Genomic DNA, 22945 nt, shown 5'->3' on the forward strand with positions numbered 1-22945 from the left:
AACTTACTGTGCGCCAGACGGCAAAGATTCCTTTGCGAAAACTTCTTTGCGGTTCTATCGTCGGAGGGCATGAACTTGCCGGAGTGGCTGGACCCCGCTCAAGATCTGATCCTGACGCCGCGCCGGCTGCGCGGGCTGGTGCATCCGGTGCGGATGAAACTGCTGCAACTGCTGCAGGAGGACGGCCCGGCCACGGCGACGAGCCTGGCCGCGCGGATCGGGCAGTCCAGCGGCGTGGCCAGCTACCACCTGCGGGTGCTGGCCGAACACGGGTTCATCGCCGAGGACACCGAGCGGGGCAATGCCCGGGACCGGTGGTGGCGGGCGGTGCACCGCTCCACGTCGTTCACCTTCCGGATGCCGGGGGATCCCGGCGACGAGCAGAGCGTCGAGGACGCCGAGCGGTTCGTCCGGATGGATGCCGACGAGATGTACCGGCGGATGGTGGCGTTCATCGACACCTTCGCGGCAAGGCGCGAGGAATTGGCCGAATTACCGTGGACGCTGAGCTATTGGCCGGTGCGCCTGACCCGGGACGAGGCGAGGGCTCTGGCCGAACAGATCAACGCCGTGGTGGCGCCGTATCGGCGCACGCAGGGCGACCCCGGCCCGCGCGAAGGCACCGAGCGGGCGTACTTCCAGTTCCAGCTGTTGCCGGACGAGAGCAGACGTGACTGAGCGGCGGGCCCCGCTGTTCTCCCTGGTTCTGGCGTGCGGGGTTTCGGTGGCGGGCACGGCGATGTCGGCACTGGCGATTCCCTGGCTGGTGCTCAGCACGACCGGCAGCGCCGGCCGAACCGGGGTGGTGGGGTTCGCCGAGATGGCGCCGTACGTCCTGTTGCAGGTGCTCGCCGGGCCGGTAGTCGACCGGATCGGCGCCAAGCGCGGGTGCGTGCTGGGGAATGCCGTGGCTTGCGTGCTGGTGTGCGCGATCCCGGTTTTCCACGCCGCAGGTGGACTGTCCTTCGGTGTCCTGGTCGTGCTGGTGGCGGTCGGCGGCGCGGTGCGAGGCATGGCGGACACTGCCACGGGGCCGCTGGTGCCGGCGATGGCCAAGCTCGGTGGCGTGCCGCTCGAACGTGCCGCCGGCTTGTACTCCGGGGCCGGCCGCACCGGGCTGCTGCTCGGTACGCCGCTGGCGGGTGTGCTGGTCGCCGGTGCAGGTGCGCCGGCGACGGTGCTCGTCGATGGCATCACCTTCGGCGTCGCGGCCGTCGCGGTCATGGTGCTGGTTCCCGCCGCCGGTTCCGGTGAACGGCCCGGCGGCTTCCTGGCCGGGCTCGGCGAGGGGCTGCGGTTCATCGGGACCGACCGGCTGCTGCTGGGGATCGTGGTGCTGGTGGCGGCGACCAACCTCCTCGACCAGGCGCTGCTGTCGGTGCTGGTGCCGGTCTGGATCCGCGACCGGCTGCATGACCCCGCGTCGGTCGGTTTCCTTGGCGGCGCAAGCAATATCGGCGCGCTGCTCGGTGTGCTGCTCGCGGCCTGGATCGGTCACCGGCTGCCGCGCAGAGCCATTTTCTCGCTCGGCTACCTGCTCGGTGGCGCGCCACCATTCCTTGCCATGGCGGCATTCGGCACCCTGGCGCCGGTACTCGTCATCACCGGGCTGGCCGGGCTGGCCGGGGGAGTGAACAACCCGATCATCGGCGCCGTCTCCTACGAACGGATCCCCGAACACCTGCAGGCGCGCGTGCTCGGCGCGATCAAGGCCAGCGCGTGGACCGGCATCCCGTTCGGTTCGTTGCTCGGCGGCGCGCTCACCGCCGGAACGGGCCTCACCCTGGCGTTGCTCGCGTGCGGGGCGGCCATGCTTGTCGTGACGCTCGCCCCGTTCGTTTTCCCCGCCTGGCGCCAACTCGACCGGCCCGGTGTCACGTCGTCGCGTTGATGCCGGTCAGATCGCGTGAGGACGCGGGCATCGCGCACGTACTTGCCCACCGGGTACTCGTCGATGAATCCCTACCCGCCGAAGACCTGCAGACAGTTATCGGTCACGCGCACCGCTGTCTCGCTCGCCTGGTACTTCGCGTCGGTCGCGTAGTCCGTCGGCGCGACGCCGGCGTCGGCCATGCGCGCGACGTGGTGGGTCAGCAGCCGCGCGCTCTGCACGTCCACGGCAGCGTCCGCGGCGCGCCGTGTCGGGTACGCGGACGTTGTCGCGGCCCGCGATGCAGCGCCCAGTCCGCGCGACACCGAAACGATGCCGCGCACGGCGCAGTCGCGGGCGGGAAAGCTCCTGCTAGACGTCGGTGGGGGAGACGCCGGCGGCGGTGAGCGGCAGCCCGAGCTGCGCGCGTTCGGTGACCCAGCGGGTCGGGCGGTAGCGCGGATCCCCGAGCGTTTCGTGCAGCGCGGATTGCAGTGCCAGCACCCGCTCCGCGCCGATCCGGTCGCCCCAGGCCAGCGGGCCGACCGGGTAGCCGAGGCCACGGGTGACGCCGAGGTCTATGTCGCCGGGGGAGGCGATGCCGTGCTCGGCGATGGCGGCCGCGACGCCCACAATGGACGCGACGAGCCGCTGCGCGACGCCGCCCGCGGTGTCGCGGACGACCGAGACCTTGTTGCCGCCCAACGAAAGCACGGCCGCCGCATCGCGGGCCGCAACCACGTCGGACGCCGGGGTGACGGCGAGCACGCGCCTGTCGGTAGCCAGCGAAAGGGGATCGACACCGAACGACCGGTCCTTCGGCAGACCCTGGCCGGCGATGGCCGAAGCCACCGTCGTGCCCCACGTCGGCACGAGCACGATGCCGCCCTCGGAGACCGTCGCACCGGCTGCGGCGAGCGCCTCCCGCACCGAGGCGTCCGGCGACCACACGGGACGGGTCGCGTCGCCGGAAATCGTGCCTTCGGCGGGGTTTTCGCCCTGGTAGTCGTACCAGCCGCGACCGGTCTTACGGCCGTGCAGGCCCGCCGCGACGCGGTTCGGCGTCAGGTAGGAGGCGCGCAACCGGTCGGCGAAGCGGAAACCCTCCCAGATGGACTCGATCACCACCGAGGTCACGTCGAGCCCGGTGAGGTCCATCAGCTCGAACGGCCCCATCTTCAGCCCCAGCACGTCGCGCGCGATCCGGTCGATCACCGCCGGCTCCGCGACCTGCTCCTCCAGCAGCGCGAGCGCCTCGGTGACCAGGCCGCGCCCGGCGTGGTTGATCAGGAAGCCCGGGGTGTCCGAGACGACGACCGCCTCGTGCCCGCTCGCGCGCACGAATTCGCTGACCTGCCGGACGATCTCGGGCCGGGTGAAGGTCCCCGGGATCACCTCGACGATCTTCATCAGCGGGGCCGGGTTGAAGAAGTGCAGGCCCACGAGCCGGGACGGGTCCTTCAGCGTCGCGGCGATCTGCGTGATCGGCAGCGAGGAGGTGTTGGTGGCGAACACGGCCGACGCCGGCAGCACCCGCTCCAGTTCGGCGAACAGCTCCGCCTTCGTGCCCAGATCCTCGCGCACCGCTTCGATCACCAGATCCACGTCGTCACCCGGCTCGCCCGGGGAAGCCAGCGGCACCAGGCGATTCGCGATCGCGGCGGCGTCCTCGGCGCTGGTGCGGCCCTTGCCCACGGCGCGGTCGAGCATGGACCGGATGAACTCCACCGCCTCGCCGACCGACTCGGGGCGCGCGTCGGACAGTTCCACGGAGTGCCCGGCGGTGGCGGCCCACTGCGCGATGCCGCGGCCCATCACCCCGGTGCCGATCATCCTGATTCGCATTGCCGTTCCTCACTTCCTCAGCGCGGGTGAACCCGGTCCCGATCGACATCCTCACCCACCTGCCGCAGCTCCGCGCCGGTGGGCAGGCCAGGATGCCGAGCTTGCGGATGTCCGGGTTGATCTTCGGGACGTCGCTGCCGGCGTGGGAACGCAGCGGGTGGAACGGCCCTGGCGGATGATCTCGTGCACGGCCGCAGCCGGGATGAGGTGGGTGAACCCTTCCCGCGCGACGGTGTCCCCGTCCCGGACGAAGGGGGCGACGGCCTCCCGCAGGGTCATCGTCTTGTCCGGCCGCATCGCCGTGCTCCTCCTTCGGCTGGGTCCCCTCTACACCGTGGCAAAACCATTGATTACTGTCCAATACTAGATACAGGTCAGATCAAGACGGAGAGGAAAACAATCGTGGAGCTGCGCTATCTGACCTCGTTCCTCGCCGTCGCCGAGGAGCTGCACTTCGGCCGCGCGGCCAAACGCCTGCAGATGGCCCAGCCGCCGCTGTCCCAGCAGATCCGCCAGCTGGAGAAGGAACTCGGCGTGCAGTTGTTCGAGCGCAACACGCGTTCGGTCCGGCTCACGAGCGCGGGGGAGTCGTTCGTCCAGCCGGTGCAGCGGGTGCTCGAAGACCTGGAGGTGGCCACCCGCGCGGTGCGGGCCGCCGGGCGCGGGGAGTACGGCCGGGTCACCGTCGGGTTCGCCGGCGCGTCCAGCAACGAGAGCCTGCCGCTGCTGACCCGCGCCGTCCGCGCGGCGCATCCGGGGCTGGAACTGGTGCTGCGCGGGCAAACCTACGCGAACGTCGCGCTGGACCGGGTCGCGGACGGTTCGCTGGATCTCGGGTTCGTGCGGCTGCCGGTGAACCGGCCCGGGGTCCAGACGCGCGTGATCGACGAGGAGGAGATGCTCTGCGCGCTCCCGTCGGACCATCCGCTGGCGCGGCGCACCGAGATCGCGGTGGAAGACCTGGCCGGCGAGCCCTTCGTCAGCTTCCCCGCGAACGCGGGCTCGACCGTCCGTGACGCGACGACGCGGGTGTGCGCGGCGGCCGGGTTCAGTCCGCGGATGGTGCAGGAAGCCCCGGACTCGTACACGATTCTGGCACTGGTGGCCGCCGGTGTCGGCGTGACCCTGACGCTCACCTCCTGCCAGCACATCCAGCAGACCGGCCTGGTGTACCGGCGTCTCGCCGGTCCGGAGGTCCGGCTGCAGGCGGCGCTCGCGTGGCGCGCGGACAACCCGTCGGCCGCACTGCACACCGTGCTCGCCATCGCCGAACAGGCCCTGCCCACCCCGGTGAGACGATGACCGCCAAATATCCCGAGAAAGCGCTTTCCGAGGCGGTTGTTGCGCGGCTGCACGGTCGCCTGCACGTGCGGGAAAAACCCACTGCCGTAAAGAAAACCCGGTTCTGAGGCCGCCGCGATACCCGCCGGTGAACGGCGGAGTTGAATCGCGGAAAAAGGGGTACGCTGAAGTCGAGGTGCTTGCCCGGCGCTTACTCCCCCTCGAAGTGCCGGGCGGGCGAGCGGTCCCACTCTCCGGTGCGGACTCCCCCAATGCCCCGGCACCCGGGACCGCTCGCCACCCCCGGTTCCCTTATCCCTTGCTTACGCGTCTCGGCGCACGCTGGACGAGTCGGAGGGAGGGGCGGCCATGACCGGACGGCGGGTGCGCCTGTTCGCCGCTGTCGCGGTGCTGGCCGTGCTCTGGCTGCTGCCGGCGCTCTGCGTGCCCGCGCTCGTCCGGTCCATTGTGGACCGTCATCCGTGGCTGGCCGGGATTTCGCTGGCACTGAGCGGAATTCCGGTGCTCCTGCTCGGCTGGGTGCTGCTGCGGCGCGGCATCCGGCGCAGGCTGGCCGCCGCGCGGGAGGGTCAGCGCCGGTTCGCGGCCAACGCTTCGCATGAACTGCGCACGCCGGTCTCGGTGCAGCGCACCCTCGTCGACGTCGCGATGATCGAGGCCGGCGCGGGGACCGAAATGCACCGTCTCGGCGAGCAGTTGCTGATGGCCAACGACCGGATCGAGCGGGTCGTCGACGGACTGCTGATGCTGGCCAGGGCCGACGACGGGCCGTCGGTGCTCGCGCCGGTCCGGCTCGACGAGGTGGCGGCCCGCGTGCTCGCTGAACTGTCGGCGGAAGCTGCCGCCCGCGACGTCACCCTGTCCGCGGACTTGTCGGAAAAAACCGTTGCGGGAGAACGGGTTCTGCTCGAACGGCTGGTCACGGACCTGGTGCGGAACGCGATCCTGTACAACACCGGCGGGGGAGTGGTGCTGGTGCGGCTCGGCCGTGAGCTCGTGGTCGAGAACACCGGGCCGGTGCTGCCGGCCGAGGTGGTGGCGGGCCTGTTCGAACCGTTCCGCCGGGCCGGGCCCGAGCGCGCTTCGCACACGGCAGGCGCGGGGCTCGGGCTGTCCATCGTGCGCTCGATCGCCACCGGGCACGGCGGTTCCGTGCGCGCCGGGCCCGGAGCCCGCGGCGGGCTCCGGGTGAGCGTCCGCCTGCCCACGCGCGGCGGGATTCGCTACTGACGCCGGCACCCTTCTGATACTGTACGAAACAGTTTCGTTCACTTCAGGAGGTGACGGTGGCCCGGGGTGTGGTGCGCGAGGAGGCGATCCTCGACGCGACGTTGGCCGTGCTGGCGGAAAAGGGCTACGACGCGCTGACGATGGACGCGGTCGCGGCGCACGCGCGGGCCAGCAAGGCGACCATCTACCGGCACTGGCCCGGTAAGGCCGAACTCGTGGTCAGCGCTGTGAAACGGCGGGCCCGTGCCGGCACGCTCGTGCCGCCGGACACCGGCGGGCTGCGTGGCGACCTGATCGCGGTGCTGGACCTGATGCGGGAGACCCTCAGGGGTCAGGATGCCGCGCTGTTGTTCGGTTTGCTGGCCGCGATGCGCCGGGACACCGGCCTCGCCGAGGCGGTGCGCGGCCAGGTCGTGGACGACAAGCGCGCGGTGTTCGGTGCGGTGCTCGACCGGGCGGCCGGGCGCGGTGACCTGCCGGCGAACCTCGATCACGGGCTCTTCGCGGAGATCAGTTCCGCGATGCTGTTCTCCCGGTTGTTCGTCACCGGCGAATCGCTCGACGACCGGTTCATCCGGCACCTCGTGGACGAGATTTTGCTTCCCCTGCTCGATCAGCACGCCCGGAGATGAGGAGTTTCCCATGTGGCACACCGTTTTGCTCAGTCTGCTGGCCGGGGTGGTCGGCGGCAACGCGCTGCCGCACTTCCTGCGCGGGCTCACCCGCCGACGCTACCCGAACCTGACCGGCAACGGGCCGGTGCCCAACCTGATCGCGGGCTGGTCCGGGCTCGTGCTGGCCGGCGTGATCGGCGCCTTCGCCGGGCCGGCGAGCCATCCGGCGTGGAGCTTCGGCGCGATCGCGGTCGGGGTGTTGCTGATTGGCCTGTTCCACGCCGGCCCGGGTGCTTTCGGACGGCGCGAACCCGGGGCCACGTCGTGATCCCCTCAGGCGGAACCCCGTGCGTGGCGTCCAAAATGGACGCCGGCCGGTGGTGGGCAGGCCAGCGCCGTCAGCCGGCCCACCACGTCCGCGAGTGGCCTTCGGGTGTCGATTTCCACCGTGGCCGATGACCGGAGCAGTGGCTCGATCGCGGCCGCGTCTGCCACGATCCGATCGCGTTCCCCGGCGGTCTTCCCGAAGGGGTTGGTGTCGCGATGGGCGATGCGGGCGAGCAGCACCCCGATCGGCGCGCTGAGCAGAACGACCTCGTCGAACCGGGAACGGAACCTGGCCTGGTTCCACACTGTGCCCCCGACGAACAGCGCTTCACCGGACAGCTCGTGGCCGGTGATCAGGGCGTCGATCCGGTTCTCGCGCCACTGCGGCTCCACGCCGGCGCCGTCGCGACGAGGGACGTGTTCGATCCAGTCGCCGTAGTCGGTGTCCACCGCTCGATAGCCCCGCTGTTTCAATTGGTCCAGTACCGTCGACTTTCCCGTACCCGACATGCCTGTCACCAGGATCACCGCCACGTGGTCAGTCTAGAGCGGGCGGCCGTGATCGCCTTCCGGAATCGCCGCCCGGGCCCGCTCGCAGGCGGGTGAAGGGGTCGCCATACCCCCGCCCAGCGGCCTAAACTCCTGATCCGCAAGACGATCGGGTAATGCGGGAGATGATGCACGTGCCCACCTCGTCACCGTCCGGCCCGGAAACCGGTCCGATCCGGCTACTGCTCGTCGAGGACCATTCCCAGGTCGCGCTCGCGCTCGGGTCGGCCTTCGAAACGGTGCCCGACATCGAGCTGGTCGGCCAGGCGCGCGGGGTCGCGGAGGCGCTGGCCGCCACGGGGAAGCACCGGCCCGACGTGGTGCTGCTGGACCGGCGGCTGCCTGACGGCGACGGCATCGAGGCGATCGGGCGCCTGCGCGAGCAGAGCCCGGATTCCCGCGTACTCGTGTTCACCGGCGGCGCGGACCGGTCGGTGATCGAGCGGGTCGCGGCCGCGGGCGGGGCCGGGCTGCTGCTGAAGGCCGGTCTCCTGGAGGACCTCGTGGCCACCATCCGCAAGGTCGCGGCCGGGGAAGACGCCTTCGACGTCGACCTGCCCGATCACCGGCTGCGCCGCTGACGAGGGGGCCATCATGACACCGAGAACGCAGGCACCGGCCGGAGCGGACCGGGTGCCCGACGACGAACGCCTCCAGCAGTTGCTCGACGGGCTCAAGTCCGTCCGCGACGGCGATTTCAGCACCCGGCTGCCGCAGGTGGGCGACGTGCTGCTGGATGAGATTTCGACCGTGTTCAACGGCATGGTCGACCAGCTGGCGCTGTTCACCTCGGAGGTCACGCGCGTGGCGCGCGAGGTGGGCACCGACGGCAAGCTCGGCGGGCAGGCGTCCGTGCCCGCCGTGTCGGGCACCTGGAAGGATCTCACCGAATCGGTCAACGCGATGGCCGGCAACCTGACCGCGCAGGTGCGGGACATCGCCAGCGTCGCCACGGCCGTGGCCAAGGGCGATCTGACCCAGAAGATCACCGTGCACGTCAAGGGCGAGCTGCTGGAGCTGAAGAACACCATCAACACGATGGTCGACCAGCTCTCCTCGTTCGCCGACGAGGTGACCCGGGTGGCCCGCGAAGTGGGCAGCGAAGGGATTCTCGGCGGCCAGGCCGAAGTGCCCGGTGTCGCGGGCACGTGGCGTGACCTGACGACGTCGGTGAACTTCATGGCCGGCAACCTGACCGCGCAGGTGCGCTCCATCGCGGAAGTGACCACGGCGGTGGCGAAGGGCGATCTGTCGCAGAAGATCACCGTCGACGCCCGCGGCGAGATCCTCGAACTCAAATCGACGATCAACACGATGGTCGACACCCTTTCGTCGTTCGCCGACGAGGTCACGCGCGTCGCCAAGGAAGTCGGCACCGAGGGCATTCTCGGCGGCCAGGCGCAGGTGCCCGGTGTCGCGGGCACGTGGCGTGACCTGACGACGTCGGTGAACTTCATGGCCGGCAACCTCACCGCGCAGGTGCGCTCCATCGCGCAGGTCGCCACCGCGGTCGCCCGAGGTGACCTGTCGCAGAAGATCACCGTCGACGCCCGCGGCGAGATCCTCGAGCTGAAGTCCACGATCAACACGATGGTCGACCAGCTGTCTTCGTTCGCCGACGAGGTCACGCGCGTGGCGCGCGAGGTCGGTACGGAAGGGCGCCTTGGCGGGCAAGCCGATGTGAAGGGTGTGTCGGGTACCTGGAAGGGCCTGACCGAATCCGTGAACGTCATGGCGGCGAACCTGACCGATCAGGTGCGCTCGATCGCCGAGGTCACCACGGCCGTCGCGCGCGGTGACCTGTCGCAGAAGATCCGGGTCGACGCGCGCGGCGAGATCCTGGAACTCAAGGACACCATCAACACGATGGTCGGGCAGCTGTCCGCGTTCGCCGACGAGGTCACGCGCGTCGCCCGGGAGGTGGGTACCGAAGGGCGCCTTGGCGGGCAAGCCGATGTGAAGGGTGTGTCGGGTACCTGGAAGGGCCTGACCGAATCCGTGAACGTCATGGCCGACAACCTCACCGACCAGGTGCGCTCGATCGCGTCGGTGGCCACCGCGGTGGCGCGCGGGGATCTGTCGCAGAAGATCACCGTCGAGGCCAAGGGTGAGGTCGCGGCGCTGGCCCAGGTGATCAACACGATGGTCGACACGCTCTCCGCGTTCGCCGACGAGGTCACCCGTGTCGCCCGCGAGGTCGGCACCGAGGGCATCCTCGGCGGCCAGGCCCGGGTGCCCAACGTCGCGGGCACGTGGAAGTCCTTGACCGACAACGTGAACTCGATGGCCAACAACCTGACCAACCAGGTGCGCTCCATCGCCCAGGTCACCACCGCCGTCGCGCGCGGCGAGATGTCGCAGAAGATCGACGTGGACGCGCGCGGCGAGATCCTCGAACTCAAGACGACGATCAACACGATGGTCGACACGCTTTCGTCGTTCGCCGCGGAGGTCACCCGCGTGGCCCGCGAGGTGGGCAAGGAAGGCAGGCTCGGCGGGCAGGCCGAGGTGGAAGGCGTGTCCGGCACCTGGAAACGGCTCACCGAGAACGTCAACGAGCTGGCCGGGAACCTGACCCGGCAGGTGCGCGCGATCGCCGAGGTGGCCAGCGCGGTCGCCACCGGCGACCTGACCCGCTCGATTTCGGTCGAGGCCAAGGGCGAGGTGGCCGAGCTGTCGGACAACATCAACGCGATGGTGCAGTCCCTGCGCGAGACCACGATGGCCAACCAGGAACAGGACTGGCTCAACACCAACCTCGCGCGTACTTCCGGTCTGCTGCAAGGACATCGTGACCTGCGGGCGGTCGCCCAGCTGATCATGAACGAGCTGACCCCGCTGGTCGGCGCGCAGCACGGCACGTTCTTCCTGATGGACCCGGACCGGCCCGTGCTGCAGCTGTTCGCCAGCTACGGGCACGCCACCAACGAGGTGGTCAGCTTCGAACTCGGGCAGTCGCTGATCGGGCAGGTGGCGCGCACCAAGCGGCCGATCGTGGTGGACCAGACCCCGCCGGACTACGTGAAGATCTCCTCCAGCCTCGGCGGCGCCCCGCCGGTGAACCTGATCGTGCTGCCGATCGTGTTCGAGGACCAGGTGCTCGGCGTGATCGAGCTGGCCTCCTTCACCCGGTTCACCCCGGTGCAGCGCGACTTCCTGGAACAGCTGATGGAATCCATCGGCGTCAACGTCAACACGATCATCGCCAACGCCCGCACCGACGCGCTGCTGGAGGAGTCGCAGCGGCTCGCGGGCGAACTGCAGACCCGCTCCGGTGAGTTGCAGGCGCAGCAGGTGAAACTGCAGCAGTCCAACGCCGAGCTGGAGGAGAAGGCGGAGCTGCTGGCCCGGCAGAACCGGGACATCGAGATCAAGAACTTCGAGATCGAGCAGGCCCGCCAGGAGATCGAGGAACGCGCGCAGCAGCTGGCGCTGGCCTCGAAGTACAAGTCCGAGTTCCTCGCGAACATGTCGCACGAGCTGCGCACCCCACTGACCAGCCTGCTGATCCTGGCCGGGGTGCTGGCGCAGAACGCGACCCAGAACCTGACCGCCAAACAGGTCGAGTTCGCGCAGGTGATCCAGTCCGCCGGAACCGATCTGCTGCAGCTGATCAACGACATCCTCGATCTGTCCAAAGTGGAGGCCGGCCGGATGGACATCCATCCCGAGCAGGTTCCGCTGGTCCAGCTGATGGACTACGTCGCCACCACGTTCCAGCCGCTGACCGCGGAGAAGGGGCTGGACTTCGAAGTCACCGTCGCCGCCGACGCGCCGGAGCAGCTGTTCACCGACGAGCAGCGGCTGCGGCAGGTGCTGCGCAACCTGCTGTCCAACGCGGTCAAGTTCACCGAGAAGGGCCGGGTGGAGCTGGGCGTGCGGCCGGCCGACGGCGACGACACGCGCGTCGAGTTCTCGGTCACCGACACCGGGATCGGCATCGCCGAGGAGAACCTGGAGACGATCTTCGGCGCGTTCCAGCAGGCCGACGGCACCACCAGCCGCCGCTACGGCGGCACCGGGCTCGGGCTGTCGATCAGCCGTCAGGTGGCGAACCTGCTGGGCGGGGAGATCCACGCGCACAGCGCGCTCGGCACCGGCAGCACGTTCACCCTGCGGCTGCCGGTGGCGGCGGAGTTCGATCTCGGCGGCGCGGAGCTGCGGCCGCGGTCCGCGCAGGACGGCGATCGCCGGGTGCTCGTCATCGAGGGGCCGGACAACCGGTTGCTGACCTTGCTGGTCCGGGAGTTCGTCGCCGACCTCGGGGAGACCGACGGGCCCGTGCACATCGAAACCGTCACCACGCCGGACGAAGCCGTCGACGCGCTCACCGCCCGCGCGCACCGGTGCGTGGTGCTCGACGCGAGCCTGCCCGGCGCGTCGGCGCTGACGTTCCTGCAGCGCATCGGCGAAGGGGCCGAGCCCCTGTCGGTGCCGGTGCTGGCGCACCCGAGCCGCAAGCTCAGCCCGGCGCAGGAACGGCTGCTGGACGCGCAGACGCGCAACCACCTGATCGATCTGCTGCCGTCACTGGACGAGCTGCGGGAGCGTTTCGTGTTGCTGCTGAGCGAAAATCCGCCGCCGAAGGAGACCGCGTGGGCGGAGCGGGAAGCGCCGGCGGAGGTATCGGAAACGGCGCTCCAGCCGGTGGCGGGGGAGAGCGGCACTTCACCGAGGCTGCGGGGGCGCACGGTGCTGCTCGTCGACGACGACGCCCGCAACGTGCTCGCCATCGCCGGGATGCTGGAGCTGCACGGGATGACGGTCAGCCACGCGCCCAACGGCCGCAAGGGGATCGAGGCGCTGCTGGCCCGGCCGGACGTGGACCTCATCCTGATGGACGTGATGATGCCGGAGATGGATGGCTACGCCACCACCGCGGCGATCCGCGAGATGCCCCGGTTCGACGACCTGCCGATCATCATGGTCACCGCCAAGGCGATGGCCGGCGACCGGGAGAAGAGCCTCGCGTCCGGGGCGAGCGACTACGTGACGAAACCGGTGGACCCCGGCGAGCTGCTGACCTGCATCGGCCGGTGGCTGCCGGAAAACGTCTCTTAGCTTTTCGGCATTCGGCGGTGACCAAATGCCCTACACCGATGGCATCCTCTCCGGAAGGCTGGAGCACGGAAGTGAGGCGAGATGCCGATGGTCACCGTGCTCGACGAGTTCACCCCGCGGTTCGATTTCGACCTGCGGGAGCACATGGCGATCGAGGCGGATCCCGCGACGGTCTTCGCGACGGTGGCGGCGCCGGACCCCTCGCTGCTGGCCGTGACCAGGCACCCGCTGCGGCCCAGGCCGAGCGTGCCCGGGTTCGACGAAGTGCTCGCCGGTGCGCCGTGGACGGTGCTGGGGCAGCGGGCGGGCCACGAGATCGTGTTCGGCGCGGGAGGCCGGTTCTGGACGCCGTTCATGGACTGGCAGCGCCTGGACACCGACACCTTCGGCGCGTTCGACGGCCCGCGGCGGGCGAGCCTGGCGATCGGGTTCGCCCTGCTGCCCTACGGCGAACACCGCACCCTGTTGACATTCGAGGCCAGGACGACGTGCAGCGACGAGGTCGCGTTCCACTGGGCCGAATGGTACTGGCACACGGTCAGGCCCACCGCCCGCATCGTGATCCGCGGCCTCCTGCAGCGCGTCCAGCTCCGGATCAACTCGGTGCCGAGCTGCTAGCGGCTGGGCCAGGGCGGAATGAAGCCCGGGTAGTCGGTGGTGACGCGGGCAGGGAACTCCGCCGGGCGCTTTTCGAGGAACGCCGTCACACCCTCGGCGGCGTCCTTGCCCGCGCCGAGTTCGAACATCGCCTTCGAGTCGAGGCGGTGGGCGTCCCACGGGGTGGGGGAGCCGAGCATGCCCCACAACAGCTGCCGCGCCACGGCGACCGACACGGCCGACGTGTTGTCCGCGATCTCCCGCGCCAACGCGACGGCGGTCGCCAGTAGTTCGGTATCGGGCACCACGCGCGAGACCAGCCCGCCCCGCAACGCTTCCGCGGCGTCGAAGACCCGGCCGGTCGCCACCCATTCCATCGCCTGCGAGATCCCCACTATCCGCGGCAGGAACCACGTCGACGCCGCCTCCGGGATGATGCCGCGCCGCGCGAACACGAACCCGAACCGCGCCGACTCCGCCGCGATCCGCACGTCCATCGGCAGCGTCATGGTCACCCCGACGCCGACCGCGGGCCCGTTGACCGCCCCGATCACCACCTTGCGGCAGGCCGCGACGCGCAGCGAAACCGTGCCACCGCCGTCGCGTGGCACGCCGTCGATCTCCCCGAACCGGCCGCGTGCCTCGTCGACACCGTCCTCGTGGTCGAACGTGCCGCCGCCGCCGGAAAGGTCCGCGCCGGCGCAGAATCCGCGGCCCGCGCCGGTCACGATCACCACGCGCACGTCGTCGTCGGCATCGGCCCGGTCGAACGCCTCGGTGAGCTCGCCGGCCATCACCGCGGTGAACGCGTTGACCCGGTCCGGCCGGTCCAGGGTGATCGTCGCGATCCCGTCGGCCGCTGCGTAGCTGATCTGAGAGGTCACGCCGGCTCCAGCCCGAGCCGCCGCACCAGCTGATCGGCGGCCCCGGCGAAAAGCAGTTCGCTCGTTTTCGCCCGCTTGTAGTACAGGTGCGCGTCGTGCTCCCAGGTGTAGCCGATGCCGCCGTGCAGCTGGACGCCGTCGGCCGCGGCCTTGAAGTACGCCGGGCCCACGAACGACTGGGTGGCGGCCGCCGCCAGCGGCAGGGCTTCGGGGTCTTCGTCCGCCGCCCACGCCGCGTGCCGCACCAGCGACCCGGCCTGTTCGTAGGCCGAATACATGTCCGCCAGCGCGTGCTTGACCGCCTGGTACGACCCGATGGCCCGGCCGAACTGCACCCGCACCTTCGCGTACTCGGTGGTCATCTCCAGTACCCGGCCCATCCCGCCGGCCTGCTCGGCCGCCAGTGCCACGGCGGCCAGATCCCGGATCTGCCCGACGGGATCGCCGTCGAGCCGCCGGGCCGGGGTGGCGGAGAACTCCAGGCGTGCCACCGGCCGGGTCGGGTCGAGCGTCCGCAACGCCTTGCGCTCGAAGCCTTCGGTGACCGCGAACCATTCGCCGGTGTAGACGTAGACGACGTCGGCGACGTCACCGGCGATGACGAACGGCGCCTGCCCGTCGAGCACCCAGCCGCCGTCGCGTTCGGTCGCTGTCACCGGCACCGGGCCCCAGTCGCCCGAGACCGCCACGGTGCCGATCAGCTCACCGGATGCCAAGCGTGGCACCAGTTCCTCGTCACGCAACGCCTGTGCGGTGTCCACGGCGAGCACCGCGGAGGCGAAGAACGGGACCTGCGCGAGGCTTCGCCCGAGCTCCTCCAGCACAATGGCGCGTTCGATGTGGCCCGCGCCCGCGCCACCGGACGACTCGGGCACGACGAGCCCCGCCAGCCCCAGCTCCGTGGTGAGCAGCTGCCACAGTGGACGGTCGATTCCCTCGCCGCTGTCCAGGATTTCGCGTACCCGGCCCTGTTCGGCGAGCAGTTTCCGGACCGTCGAGCGGAGTTCCTGCTGTTCCTTGTCGAGCACCAGTCGCATGTCCGCCCCTTCCTCACGCCGTCCGCTGGGTGCCGACCCGCAGTTCGCGGAACGGCACATCGCGGTCGGCGGCGGGTTCCCTTGGCAGCCCGAGGATCCGGTCGCCGATGATGGTGCGCTGCACCTGGTCGGTACCGCCGGCGATACTGGCCGCCGGGGTCGCGTTGACGGCCACCGCCAGCTCGTCGCCCTCCGCGGTGTCCCACGCCGCCGCGTCCAGGCCGGCGATCAGTCCGGCGACGTCGGTGGCGTGCCACAACAGCCGCGCTCCCGCGAGCTTCGCCACCGAACCACGGGCACCCGGCGGGGAACCGGCATCGGCCTCCTGGCGCAGCCGGGCGTTGAACAGCGAGAGAGCCCGTTCTTCGGTGTACAGCTTGGCGAGTTCACGGCGCACGACCGGATCGGCCAGCCGGCCGCGCTCGCGCGCCATCGCGACGAGATTGCGGTAGCCGAGCGGGTCGTAGCGCCGCCGCACCCCGCCGCCGATGGACACGCGTTCGTGCCCGAGCATCGTCACCGCGGCGAGCCAGCCCGCGTTCTCCTCGCCGAGGATCGCGTCGGCGGGCACCCGCACGTTGTCGAAGTAGATCTCGTTGAACGGGGCGCGCCCGGTCATGTCCTTGAGCGGCCGGACGGTCACCCCTGGCGCGTGCATGTCCACGATGAACATGGTCAGGCCCTGGTGCTTGGGCAGGTCCGGGTCGGTGCGCGCGAGCAGGGCGCCGAAGTCGGAGAACTGCGCGCCAGTGGTCCAGACCTTCTGGCCGTTGATCAGCCAGCCGTCGCCGTCGCGCACCGCGCGGGTCTGCAGGCCGGCCACGTCCGAACCGGCGCCCGGCTCGGAGAACAGCTGGCACCAGACCTCCTCGCCGCGCAGCAACGGCCGCAGGTAGCGGGACTTCTGCTCCGGCGTGCCCAGATCCACCACCGTCGGCCCGCACATGCCCATGCCGATCATGAACAGGCCGCTGGGCAGGTCGAAGGCGGCCGCCTCGTCGTTGAACGCCTGCAGCTCGGCCATGCCCAGACCCTGCCCGCCGAATTCGGCAGGCCACGTGATGCCGGCGAAACCGGCGTCGTAGAGCGCGGCCTGGAACCGTTTGGCGGTGGCGGCCGCCTCGTCGGCCGAGCGGTTTTCGTCGGCGGCCGGCACGTTCGCGGCCAGCCATTCGCGGGCCCTGGCACGGAAGTCGTTCACAGCAGCTCCAGGATCGTGGCGTTGGCCTGGCCGCCGCCTTCGCACATGGTCTGCAGCCCGTAGCGGATGCCGGCCGCGCGCATGTGGTGCACGAGCGTGGTCATGATCCGCGCCCCGCTGCCGCCGAGCGGATGGCCGAGCGCGATCGCGCCGCCGTGCGGGTTCATGCTCTTCGGGTCGGCGCCGAGCTCGGCCAGCCACGCCAGCGGCACCGTGGCGAACGCCTCGTTCACCTCGAACACACCGATGTCGCTGACCGACAAACCGCTGCGCTGCAAGGCTTTCCGGGTGGCCGGGATCGGGGCGGTCAGCATGATCACCGGATCGTCCCCGGCCAGCACGGCGGTGTGCACCCGCGCGATCGGGGTCAGGCCCAGTTCGGCGGCCTTCTCGCTGGTGGTCATCAGCAGTGCCGCCGCGCCGTCGCTGATCTGCGAGCTGTTGCCCGCGGTGATCACGCCGTCCTCGCTGAAGGCGGGTTTGAGCCCGGCCAGCTTCGCTACGCTGCCCCCGCGCCGGACACCTTCGTCGGCGCTGACTACGGTGCCGCCGGGCGTGGCGACCGGCAGGATCTGGGCGTCGAAGGCGCCGGAATCCTGTGCCGCGGCGGCCTTTTCGTGCGAGGCGAGGCTGAACTCGTCGATCTGGGTACGGGAGAAGCCCCAGCGCTGGGCGATCATCTCCGCGCCGACGCCCTGGTTCGGCCGGACCCCGTCGTAGCGGGCCAGGACCTGCTCGCCCAGCGGATTCGCGCCCTGCGCGGAGAAGCCCATCGGCACCCGGCTCATCGACTCGACCCCGCCGGCCACGGCGACGTCGTACTGCCCGGCGATCAGGCCCGCCGCGACGAAATGCACGGACTGCTGCGACGAACCGCACTGCCTGTCCACGGTCACGCCGGTCACGCTTTCCGGCCAGCCCGCCGCGAGCACCGCGGTGCGCCCGATGTCGCCGGTCTGCTCACCGGCCTGGCTGACACAACCCCACACGACGTCGTCGATCTCGGCCGGGTCGATCCCGGTGCGTGCGGCCAGCCCGCGCAGCACGTGCGCGGACAGGTCCACCGGATGGACACCGGACAGCCCGCCGTTGCGCTTGCCGACCGGGGTACGTACCGCCTCCACGATGACCGCGTCTCGCACGGTGTTCCTCCTTGGCTCTGCCGTCAGGACGCGACCGGCGCCGCGTACCGCTCCTTCAACCGCCGCTTCACCAGTTTTCCCGTTGGTGTGCGGGGAAGTTCGCCGACGAAGTCCACCGTGCGCGGCGCCTTGTAGTGCGCGATGCGCGCCCGGACGTACTCCAGCAGTTCCGCCGCCAGCGCCGGGCCGGGCGTGGCGCCGGGCGCGGGCTGCACGACGGCTTTGACCGCTTCGCCCATCTCCTCGTCGGGCACGCCGATCACCGCGACGTCGAGCACGGCCGGGTGCAGGGCGAGGGCGTCCTCTATCTCCTGCGGATAGATGTTGACCCCGCCGGAGATGATCATGAACGCCTTGCGGTCGGTGAGGTAGAGGTAGCCGTCCTCGTCCAGATACCCGACATCGCCGTTGGTGCACCACGTCGGATGGCCCGGGTGCTGCGCCTGCCGTGTTTTCTCGGGGTCGCGATGGTAGGTGAACGGGACTTCGTCGCGCTCGAAGTAGATGGTGCCGATCTCACCGGTGGGCAGCTCGCGGCCGTCGTCGTCGCAGACGCGCACGATGCCCAGCGCCGCGCGGCCGACGGTGCCCGGGCGCGCCAGCCATTCCCCGGTGTCGGCGAACGTCATGCCGATGCCCTCGGTCGAGCTGTAGTACTCGTAGATGACCGGGCCCCACCAGTCGATCATCGCCCGTTTGACGTCGACCGGGCAAGGCGCGGCGGCGTGGACGGCCGCCCGGTGGCTGGACAGGTCGTAGCGGGTGCGCACCTCCTCGGGGAGTTTGAGCATCCGGACGAACATCGTCGGCACCCACTGGCTGTGCGTGACGCGGTACTTCTCGATGGCCCGCAACGCGGCATCGGGGTCGAAACGCTCCATCATCACGACTGTCCCGCCCACGCGGTGCACGCTCGCGCCGTAGCGCAGCGGCGCGGCGTGATACACCGGCGCGGGGGAGAGGTACACGGTGTCCTCGCCGAAGCCGTACATCGCGACCAGCAGCGGGCTCAGCGTGTCCCCGGGTTCGTCCACCTGGCGATCGGGCAGCTCCACGCGGATTCCCTTGGGGCGCCCGGTGGTTCCGGAGGAGTAGAGCATGTCCGCGCCGCACGGCTGGTCGGCCGGGGCGATCGGGGAGGCGCCGGCCAGGAACCGCTCGTAGTCGTCGAACCCGTCGACGGAACCGTTGTACGCCAAGCGGATTTCCACGTCGGGCAGCTGCCTGCCCGCCTCATCGGCGAGCTCGCGCAACGCCGCGGAGACCACGAGCGCGCGGGCCTGCGCGTCGCCGACGATATAGGCGACTTCGGGCGCGGACAGATGGCTGTTCACCGCCGCGACGTATAGCCCCGAGCGCAGCGCCGCCCAGTACACCTCGTAGGCGCGGGGCGAGTTGTCGGTGAGCAGTGCGACGGTGTCCCCGCGGCGCAACCCCGCTGCCGCCAGGCCGTTGGCGAGCCGGGTGGAGCGCTCGTCCAGTTCGCGGTAGGTCAGGCGCTCACCCGAACCGGCCATGACGACGGCGGGCCGGTCCGGCTGGGTCGCGGCGAAGGTCCCTGGATACATGCGGCTCCTCCTCGAACCGGCGGGTGCCTTGAGAGTGGCAAGGAAACCCACTGACAGTCAACACCGACTGTTTCTGCGCGCGGCGCTACGCTGACGCGGTGAGCCGACCCGCTACGCGCAGCCGCCAGGACCGCAGCGCCGACAGCCGCGCCCTGATCCTGGACGCGGCCGTGGACTGCCTGGTCGAACTCGGGTATGCGGGAGCGTCCACTTTGGCCATCCAGGCCAAGGCCGGGGTTTCGCGCGGGCGGCTGCTGCACCATTTCCCGTCCCGCGACGAGTTGCTGGTCGCGGCCGCCCAGCATCTGTCGGCCACGCACCTGAAGCAGATCGAGGAGCGCGTCGCGGGCGCGCTGGCCGGTGAACCGGACGGGCCGCGCCGCGTCGACCGCTGTATCGAGCTGCTCTGGTCGACGTTCCAGGAGCCGCCGTTCTGGGCCGCGATGGAGCTGTGGACGGCGGCCCGCACCAACCGCACGCTCGCCAGATCGCTGCGCCCGGCCGAACGTCAGCTGCGCGAGGCGATCCACAAGGTGGGCGACCGGATCTGGGGCCCGGCGGTCTGCGCGCATCCCCGCTACCGCGAGCTGCGTGAGCTGCTGTTCACCAGTATGCGCGGCGCCGCGCTGCCCTACGCGTTCGAAACCCGTGTCCCGTCGACCGATCGGCATGTGCCCCTGTGGAAGGGAATGGCGCGGGGGATGCTGTTCGGCGAAGGCAGTCAACGTTGACTGTTTCGGTCCCCGGCCCGTAGGTTGGCGCGAGTATCGCCCGTCTTCAGCGCAGAGGTGGCCGATGTCCGCACAGTCAGTTCCCCGTCTGCTGGGCCGTGGCATGACGATGGGCGACCAGCTCGCCCGCCATGCCCGGGTCATCCCCGGCCGGATCGCCTTCAAGTACAACGAGATCAGCCGCAGCTACGCCGAAATCGACGAACGCGTCAGCCGGCTGGCCAACGCGCTGCGCGAGCGCGGCACCGGGTACGGCGACCGTGTGGTCGTGCTCGGGCTGAACACGCTCGAGGTGCTGGAAACCTATCTGGCCTCCACCCGGCTGGGCGCGATCTGCGTCCCGGTCAACTTCCGGCTCGTCGCCGACGAGATCGCCTACGTGCTCGAAGACGCGGGCGCCGGTGCGATCGTGGTGCATGCCCCGCTCGCGGACACGATGGCGAAGGCACGGGAAAAGGCCGGAAGCACCGCGCCCTGCCTGGTCTTCGGCGAAGGCGGGGACTACGAACAGGCGCTGGCGGCCGCGTCGCCGGAGTTCGGCGAACTGACCGTGGATGAGCAGGACCCGGCGTTCATCATGTATACCTCGGGCACCACCGGCCGGCCGAAGGGCGCGGTGCTGACCCACTACAACCTGCTGATGCACGCGTTCAGCAACATGGCGCACCTCGGTGTCCAGCCGGACGACAAGGTGTGGCTGGCCGCCGCCCCGCTGTTCCACATCGCCGGGCTTTCCGGGCTGCTGCCGAACCTGCTGCTCGGCGGCCGGACGGTGCTGCTGCCTTCGGGGCAGTTCGATCCCGCCGCCGTGGTCGGACTGTTCGAGCGGGAACGGGTCGCGTCGTGTTTCCTGGTGCCGGCGCAGTGGCAGGCGATCTGCGCGGTGCCGGGCATCGCCGAGCGGGATCTGTCCGCGCTGCGGCGGATTTCCTGGGGCGCGGCCCCGGCCTCCACCACGCTGCTGCGCACGCTGATCGACACCTTCCCGCAGGCCGAGGTGAACACCGCCTTCGGGCAGACCGAATGCAGCCCGGTCACCACGTTGCTGCGCGGCGAGGACTCCATCCGCAAGATCGGTTCGGTCGGCACCCCGATGCTCAACGTCGAGGTGCGGGTGGTCGACGACGACATGAACGACGTCGCGCCCGGCGAAGTGGGCGAGATCGTCTACCGCGGCCCGATGGTGATGAAGGAGTACTGGAACAAACCGGCCGAGACCGCCGAGGCCTTCCGTGGCGGCTGGTTCCACTCCGGCGATCTGGTGCGCCAGGACGAGGACGGCTACTACTTCGTCGTCGACCGCAAGAAGGACATGATCATCTCCGGCGGGGAGAACATCTACTGCGCCGAGGTCGAGAACGTGCTCGCCGCGCATCCGAAGATCGGCGAAGTGGCACTGATCGGGATGCCGGACGAGAAATGGGGCGAAACCCCGCTGGCCGTGCTGAGCCCGCGCACCCCGGGCGATCCGCCGACCGCCGCCGAACTGGCGCAGTGGTGCACCGACCGGCTCGCGCGGTACAAGCGGCCGCGGTCCATCGCCGTCCTCGACGCGCTGCCGCGCAACCCGAGCGGCAAGGTGCTCAAGACCCGGCTGCGCGCCGATCGCGAGGCGGGCAGGCTGCCGATCGAAGCCGGCGGATAGCATCGGATCCGGCCGCGACTGGCGAAGGTGGACAACCACCGGGGAGCGGCCGGTTGTTCACGTGCGCGTCGAACGCCTGGGTGCCTGCGTCAGTGAGTCGGCTGACATTGGAGGCTTCGCGTGGAACTGCGGTACGGCACCAACCCCCAGCAGCAAGCGGCGATCGAACCGGCGCGGCCCGGCGCATGGCCGGTCCGGGTGCTGCACGGCAGCCCGTCCTTCGTCAACCTGCTCGACGCGCTCAACGGCTGGCAGTTGGTGCTGGAGGCGAGCCGGGCCCTGAACCGGCCGGCCGCCGCGTCCTTCAAGCACGTCTCGCCCGCCGGAGCCGCGGTTGCCGGGCCGGTCGACGACGTCGTCGCCGAGCTGTACGGCGTGGATCCGGCCGGTGTGGGTGCGCTCACGAGCGCGTATCTGCGCGCCCGCGACGTCGACCCGAAGTCCTCGTACGGCGATTTCGCCGCGGTCTCGCACCCGGTCGACGCCGAGCTCGCCGGGATGCTGGCGGGCGTGGTCTGCGACGGAATCGTGGCACCCGGTTACGCGCCGGGCACTGTCGCGACGCTGAGCAGGAAGAAGAACGGCCGGTTCCTGGTGCTGGAGGCCGACGATTCCTTTGTGCCGCCGGACATCGAGGCACGCGAGGTGTTCGGCGTGCGCCTGACCCAGCAGCGTGACACGACGGCGCTCTCCACCGCGTTGCTGGACAACGTCGTATGCGGCACGCTGCCCGCGACGGCGAGGGACGATCTCCTGCTGGGCCTGGCGGTTTTGCGCTACACACAGTCGAATTCCGTGTGCTACGTGCGTGACGGCGCGACCCTGGGGATCGGCGCGGGCCAGCAGTCGCGTGTGGACTGCACCCGCCTGGCCGGTGCGAAGGCCGACACGTGGTGGCTACGCCGTCACCCTGCTGTCCGGGCGCTCGCGTTCCGGCCTGGCCTCCGGCGCCAGGACCGGATCAACTGGCAGATCCGCTTCGTGGAAGGCGACCTCACGCCGGGCGAAAACGCCCGTCTGTCGGAGGTTTTTTACGAACCTGTCGCGGCCTTGACGGACGAGCAACGCGCTCAGTGGCTCGCGGACCTGACGGGGGTGGCCTTCGCGTCGGACGGCGCCCTGCCGTTTCGCGACAACGTCGACCACGCCTACCGCCACGGCGTCGCCCACCTCGCCGAACCGGGCGGGTCGATCCGCTCCGGTGAGGTCGAGGCTGCCTGCCGGGAGCACGGGATCTCCCTGGTCCACACCGGCTTGCGGCTGTTCCACCACTGACGGGAAACAGGCCAGGAAGAATGCCGCCGCCCCGGGTGTTACACCGACTGTCGTACCCCATCCAAGG

General features: G+C 70.3%; 21 protein-coding genes, 1 pseudogene and 1 riboswitch. Of the genes and pseudogenes, 13 read left to right on the plus strand and 9 right to left on the minus strand.

The genetic code is table 11. From position 1 onward, the window contains the following. Positions 1–69: 69 nt before the first annotated feature. Together VHD82_RS00090 and VHD82_RS00095 are read left to right on the plus strand one after the other, a co-directional pair. The gene (locus VHD82_RS00090) at positions 70–678 is read left to right on the plus strand and encodes a helix-turn-helix domain-containing protein (RefSeq protein WP_325695489.1); all 609 of its coding nucleotides are present in this window, start codon (positions 70–72) and stop codon (positions 676–678) included. Then, positions 671–1891: an MFS transporter gene (locus VHD82_RS00095; RefSeq protein ID WP_325695492.1), complete on the plus strand. Its 1221-nt coding sequence runs from the start codon at positions 671–673 to the stop codon at positions 1889–1891. The genes VHD82_RS00090 and VHD82_RS00095 overlap by 8 nt, the downstream gene beginning before the upstream one ends. 71 nt (positions 1892–1962) lie before the next feature. On the opposite strand, the gene VHD82_RS00100 is transcribed toward VHD82_RS00095, so the two are convergent. After that, positions 1963–2214 (minus strand): acyl-CoA dehydrogenase family protein, encoded by a 252-nt coding sequence (locus VHD82_RS00100; protein ID WP_325695495.1) that lies wholly within the window; start codon positions 2212–2214, stop codon positions 1963–1965. A gap of 28 nt (positions 2215–2242) precedes the next feature. Next, positions 2243–3715 (minus strand): 3-hydroxyacyl-CoA dehydrogenase NAD-binding domain-containing protein, encoded by a 1473-nt coding sequence (locus VHD82_RS00105; RefSeq protein ID WP_325695498.1) that lies wholly within the window; start codon positions 3713–3715, stop codon positions 2243–2245. A gap of 26 nt (positions 3716–3741) precedes the next feature. Here VHD82_RS00105 and VHD82_RS00110 point away from each other — a divergent pair, with 26 nt between their 5' ends. After that, the gene (locus tag VHD82_RS00110; protein ID WP_325696164.1) at positions 3742–3894 is read left to right on the plus strand and encodes a hypothetical protein; all 153 of its coding nucleotides are present in this window, start codon (positions 3742–3744) and stop codon (positions 3892–3894) included. On the opposite strand, the pseudogene VHD82_RS00115 reads toward VHD82_RS00110, so the two are convergent. Beyond that, positions 3875–4012: pseudogene (locus VHD82_RS00115) on the minus strand (CoA transferase subunit A); the annotation flags it as partial. The gene VHD82_RS00110 and the pseudogene VHD82_RS00115 sit on opposite strands and share 20 nt — an antisense overlap. A 105-nt stretch (positions 4013–4117) precedes the next feature. Between VHD82_RS00115 and VHD82_RS00120 the strand changes: the two are divergent. The 4 genes from VHD82_RS00120 (at position 4118) to VHD82_RS00135 (ending at position 7189) form a co-directional block, all read left to right on the plus strand. After that, positions 4118–5017 (plus strand): LysR family transcriptional regulator, encoded by a 900-nt coding sequence (locus VHD82_RS00120; RefSeq protein ID WP_325695501.1) that lies wholly within the window; start codon positions 4118–4120, stop codon positions 5015–5017. A 348-nt stretch (positions 5018–5365) separates the two neighbouring features. Further along, entirely contained in the window at positions 5366–6247 is an 882-nt protein-coding gene (locus VHD82_RS00125) for a HAMP domain-containing sensor histidine kinase (protein WP_325695505.1), read from the plus strand. Positions 6248–6297: 50 nt separating this feature from the next. After that, positions 6298–6879: a TetR/AcrR family transcriptional regulator gene (locus VHD82_RS00130; RefSeq protein ID WP_325695508.1), complete on the plus strand. Its 582-nt coding sequence runs from the start codon at positions 6298–6300 to the stop codon at positions 6877–6879. A gap of 10 nt (positions 6880–6889) precedes the next feature. Then, entirely contained in the window at positions 6890–7189 is a 300-nt protein-coding gene (locus VHD82_RS00135) for a hypothetical protein (RefSeq protein WP_325695512.1), read from the plus strand. Positions 7190–7194: 5 nt separating this feature from the next. Here VHD82_RS00135 and VHD82_RS00140 read toward each other — a convergent pair whose 3' ends face one another. Next, entirely contained in the window at positions 7195–7722 is a 528-nt protein-coding gene (locus VHD82_RS00140; RefSeq protein WP_325695515.1) for an AAA family ATPase, read from the minus strand. 131 nt (positions 7723–7853) lie between these two features. Here VHD82_RS00140 and VHD82_RS00145 point away from each other — a divergent pair, with 131 nt between their 5' ends. The 3 genes from VHD82_RS00145 (at position 7854) to VHD82_RS00155 (ending at position 13416) form a co-directional block, all read left to right on the plus strand. Beyond that, positions 7854–8318, plus strand: a complete 465-nt coding sequence (locus VHD82_RS00145; protein ID WP_325695518.1) for a response regulator transcription factor — start codon at positions 7854–7856, stop codon at positions 8316–8318. Positions 8319–8331: 13 nt separating this feature from the next. After that, positions 8332–12798 carry a HAMP domain-containing protein gene (locus VHD82_RS00150; RefSeq protein WP_325695521.1) on the plus strand — a complete coding sequence of 1489 codons (4467 nt, stop codon included), beginning with the start codon at positions 8332–8334 and terminating at the stop codon, positions 12796–12798. 81 nt (positions 12799–12879) lie between these two features. Beyond that, a complete protein-coding gene (locus VHD82_RS00155; RefSeq protein ID WP_325695525.1) occupies positions 12880–13416 on the plus strand; it encodes a hypothetical protein in 537 nt (178 codons plus the stop codon). Here the strand turns inward: VHD82_RS00155 and VHD82_RS00160 are convergent. The 5 genes from VHD82_RS00160 to VHD82_RS00180 are packed head-to-tail and all read right to left on the minus strand — an operon-like array spanning position 13413 to position 19227. Then, complete coding sequence (locus VHD82_RS00160) at positions 13413–14279, minus strand: enoyl-CoA hydratase-related protein (protein ID WP_325695528.1); 867 nt, start codon at positions 14277–14279, stop codon at positions 13413–13415. The two genes, VHD82_RS00155 and VHD82_RS00160, sit on opposite strands and share 4 nt — an antisense overlap. Further along, complete coding sequence (locus tag VHD82_RS00165) at positions 14276–15316, minus strand: acyl-CoA dehydrogenase family protein (RefSeq protein ID WP_325695530.1); 1041 nt, start codon at positions 15314–15316, stop codon at positions 14276–14278. Before VHD82_RS00165 ends, VHD82_RS00160 begins: the two co-directional genes overlap by 4 nt. A 13-nt stretch (positions 15317–15329) precedes the next feature. Next, complete coding sequence (locus VHD82_RS00170; RefSeq protein ID WP_325695532.1) at positions 15330–16517, minus strand: acyl-CoA dehydrogenase family protein; 1188 nt, start codon at positions 16515–16517, stop codon at positions 15330–15332. Then, complete coding sequence (locus VHD82_RS00175; RefSeq protein ID WP_325695535.1) at positions 16514–17659, minus strand: thiolase family protein; 1146 nt, start codon at positions 17657–17659, stop codon at positions 16514–16516. Before VHD82_RS00175 ends, VHD82_RS00170 begins: the two co-directional genes overlap by 4 nt. Positions 17660–17682: 23 nt before the next feature. Next, positions 17683–19227, minus strand: a complete 1545-nt coding sequence (locus VHD82_RS00180) for an acyl-CoA synthetase (protein ID WP_325695538.1) — start codon at positions 19225–19227, stop codon at positions 17683–17685. A 98-nt stretch (positions 19228–19325) separates the two neighbouring features. Between VHD82_RS00180 and VHD82_RS00185 the strand changes: the two genes are divergently transcribed. The 3 genes from VHD82_RS00185 (at position 19326) to VHD82_RS00195 (ending at position 22878) form a co-directional block, all read left to right on the plus strand. After that, the gene (locus VHD82_RS00185; protein ID WP_325695541.1) at positions 19326–19958 is read left to right on the plus strand and encodes a TetR/AcrR family transcriptional regulator; all 633 of its coding nucleotides are present in this window, start codon (positions 19326–19328) and stop codon (positions 19956–19958) included. Positions 19959–20022: 64 nt separating this feature from the next. After that, complete coding sequence (locus VHD82_RS00190) at positions 20023–21603, plus strand: long-chain-fatty-acid--CoA ligase (protein ID WP_325695545.1); 1581 nt, start codon at positions 20023–20025, stop codon at positions 21601–21603. 4 nt (positions 21604–21607) lie between these two features. Next, positions 21608–21692: riboswitch (ZMP/ZTP riboswitch) on the plus strand. 31 nt (positions 21693–21723) lie between these two features. After that, positions 21724–22878: a phosphoribosylaminoimidazolecarboxamide formyltransferase gene (locus VHD82_RS00195; protein WP_325695548.1), complete on the plus strand. Its 1155-nt coding sequence runs from the start codon at positions 21724–21726 to the stop codon at positions 22876–22878. The last annotated feature ends 67 nt before the right edge of the window (positions 22879–22945 follow it).

Origin of the sequence: Amycolatopsis sp. (assembly GCF_035546795.1) — a bacterium.
Lineage (GTDB): Bacteria > Actinomycetota > Actinomycetes > Mycobacteriales > Pseudonocardiaceae > Amycolatopsis_E.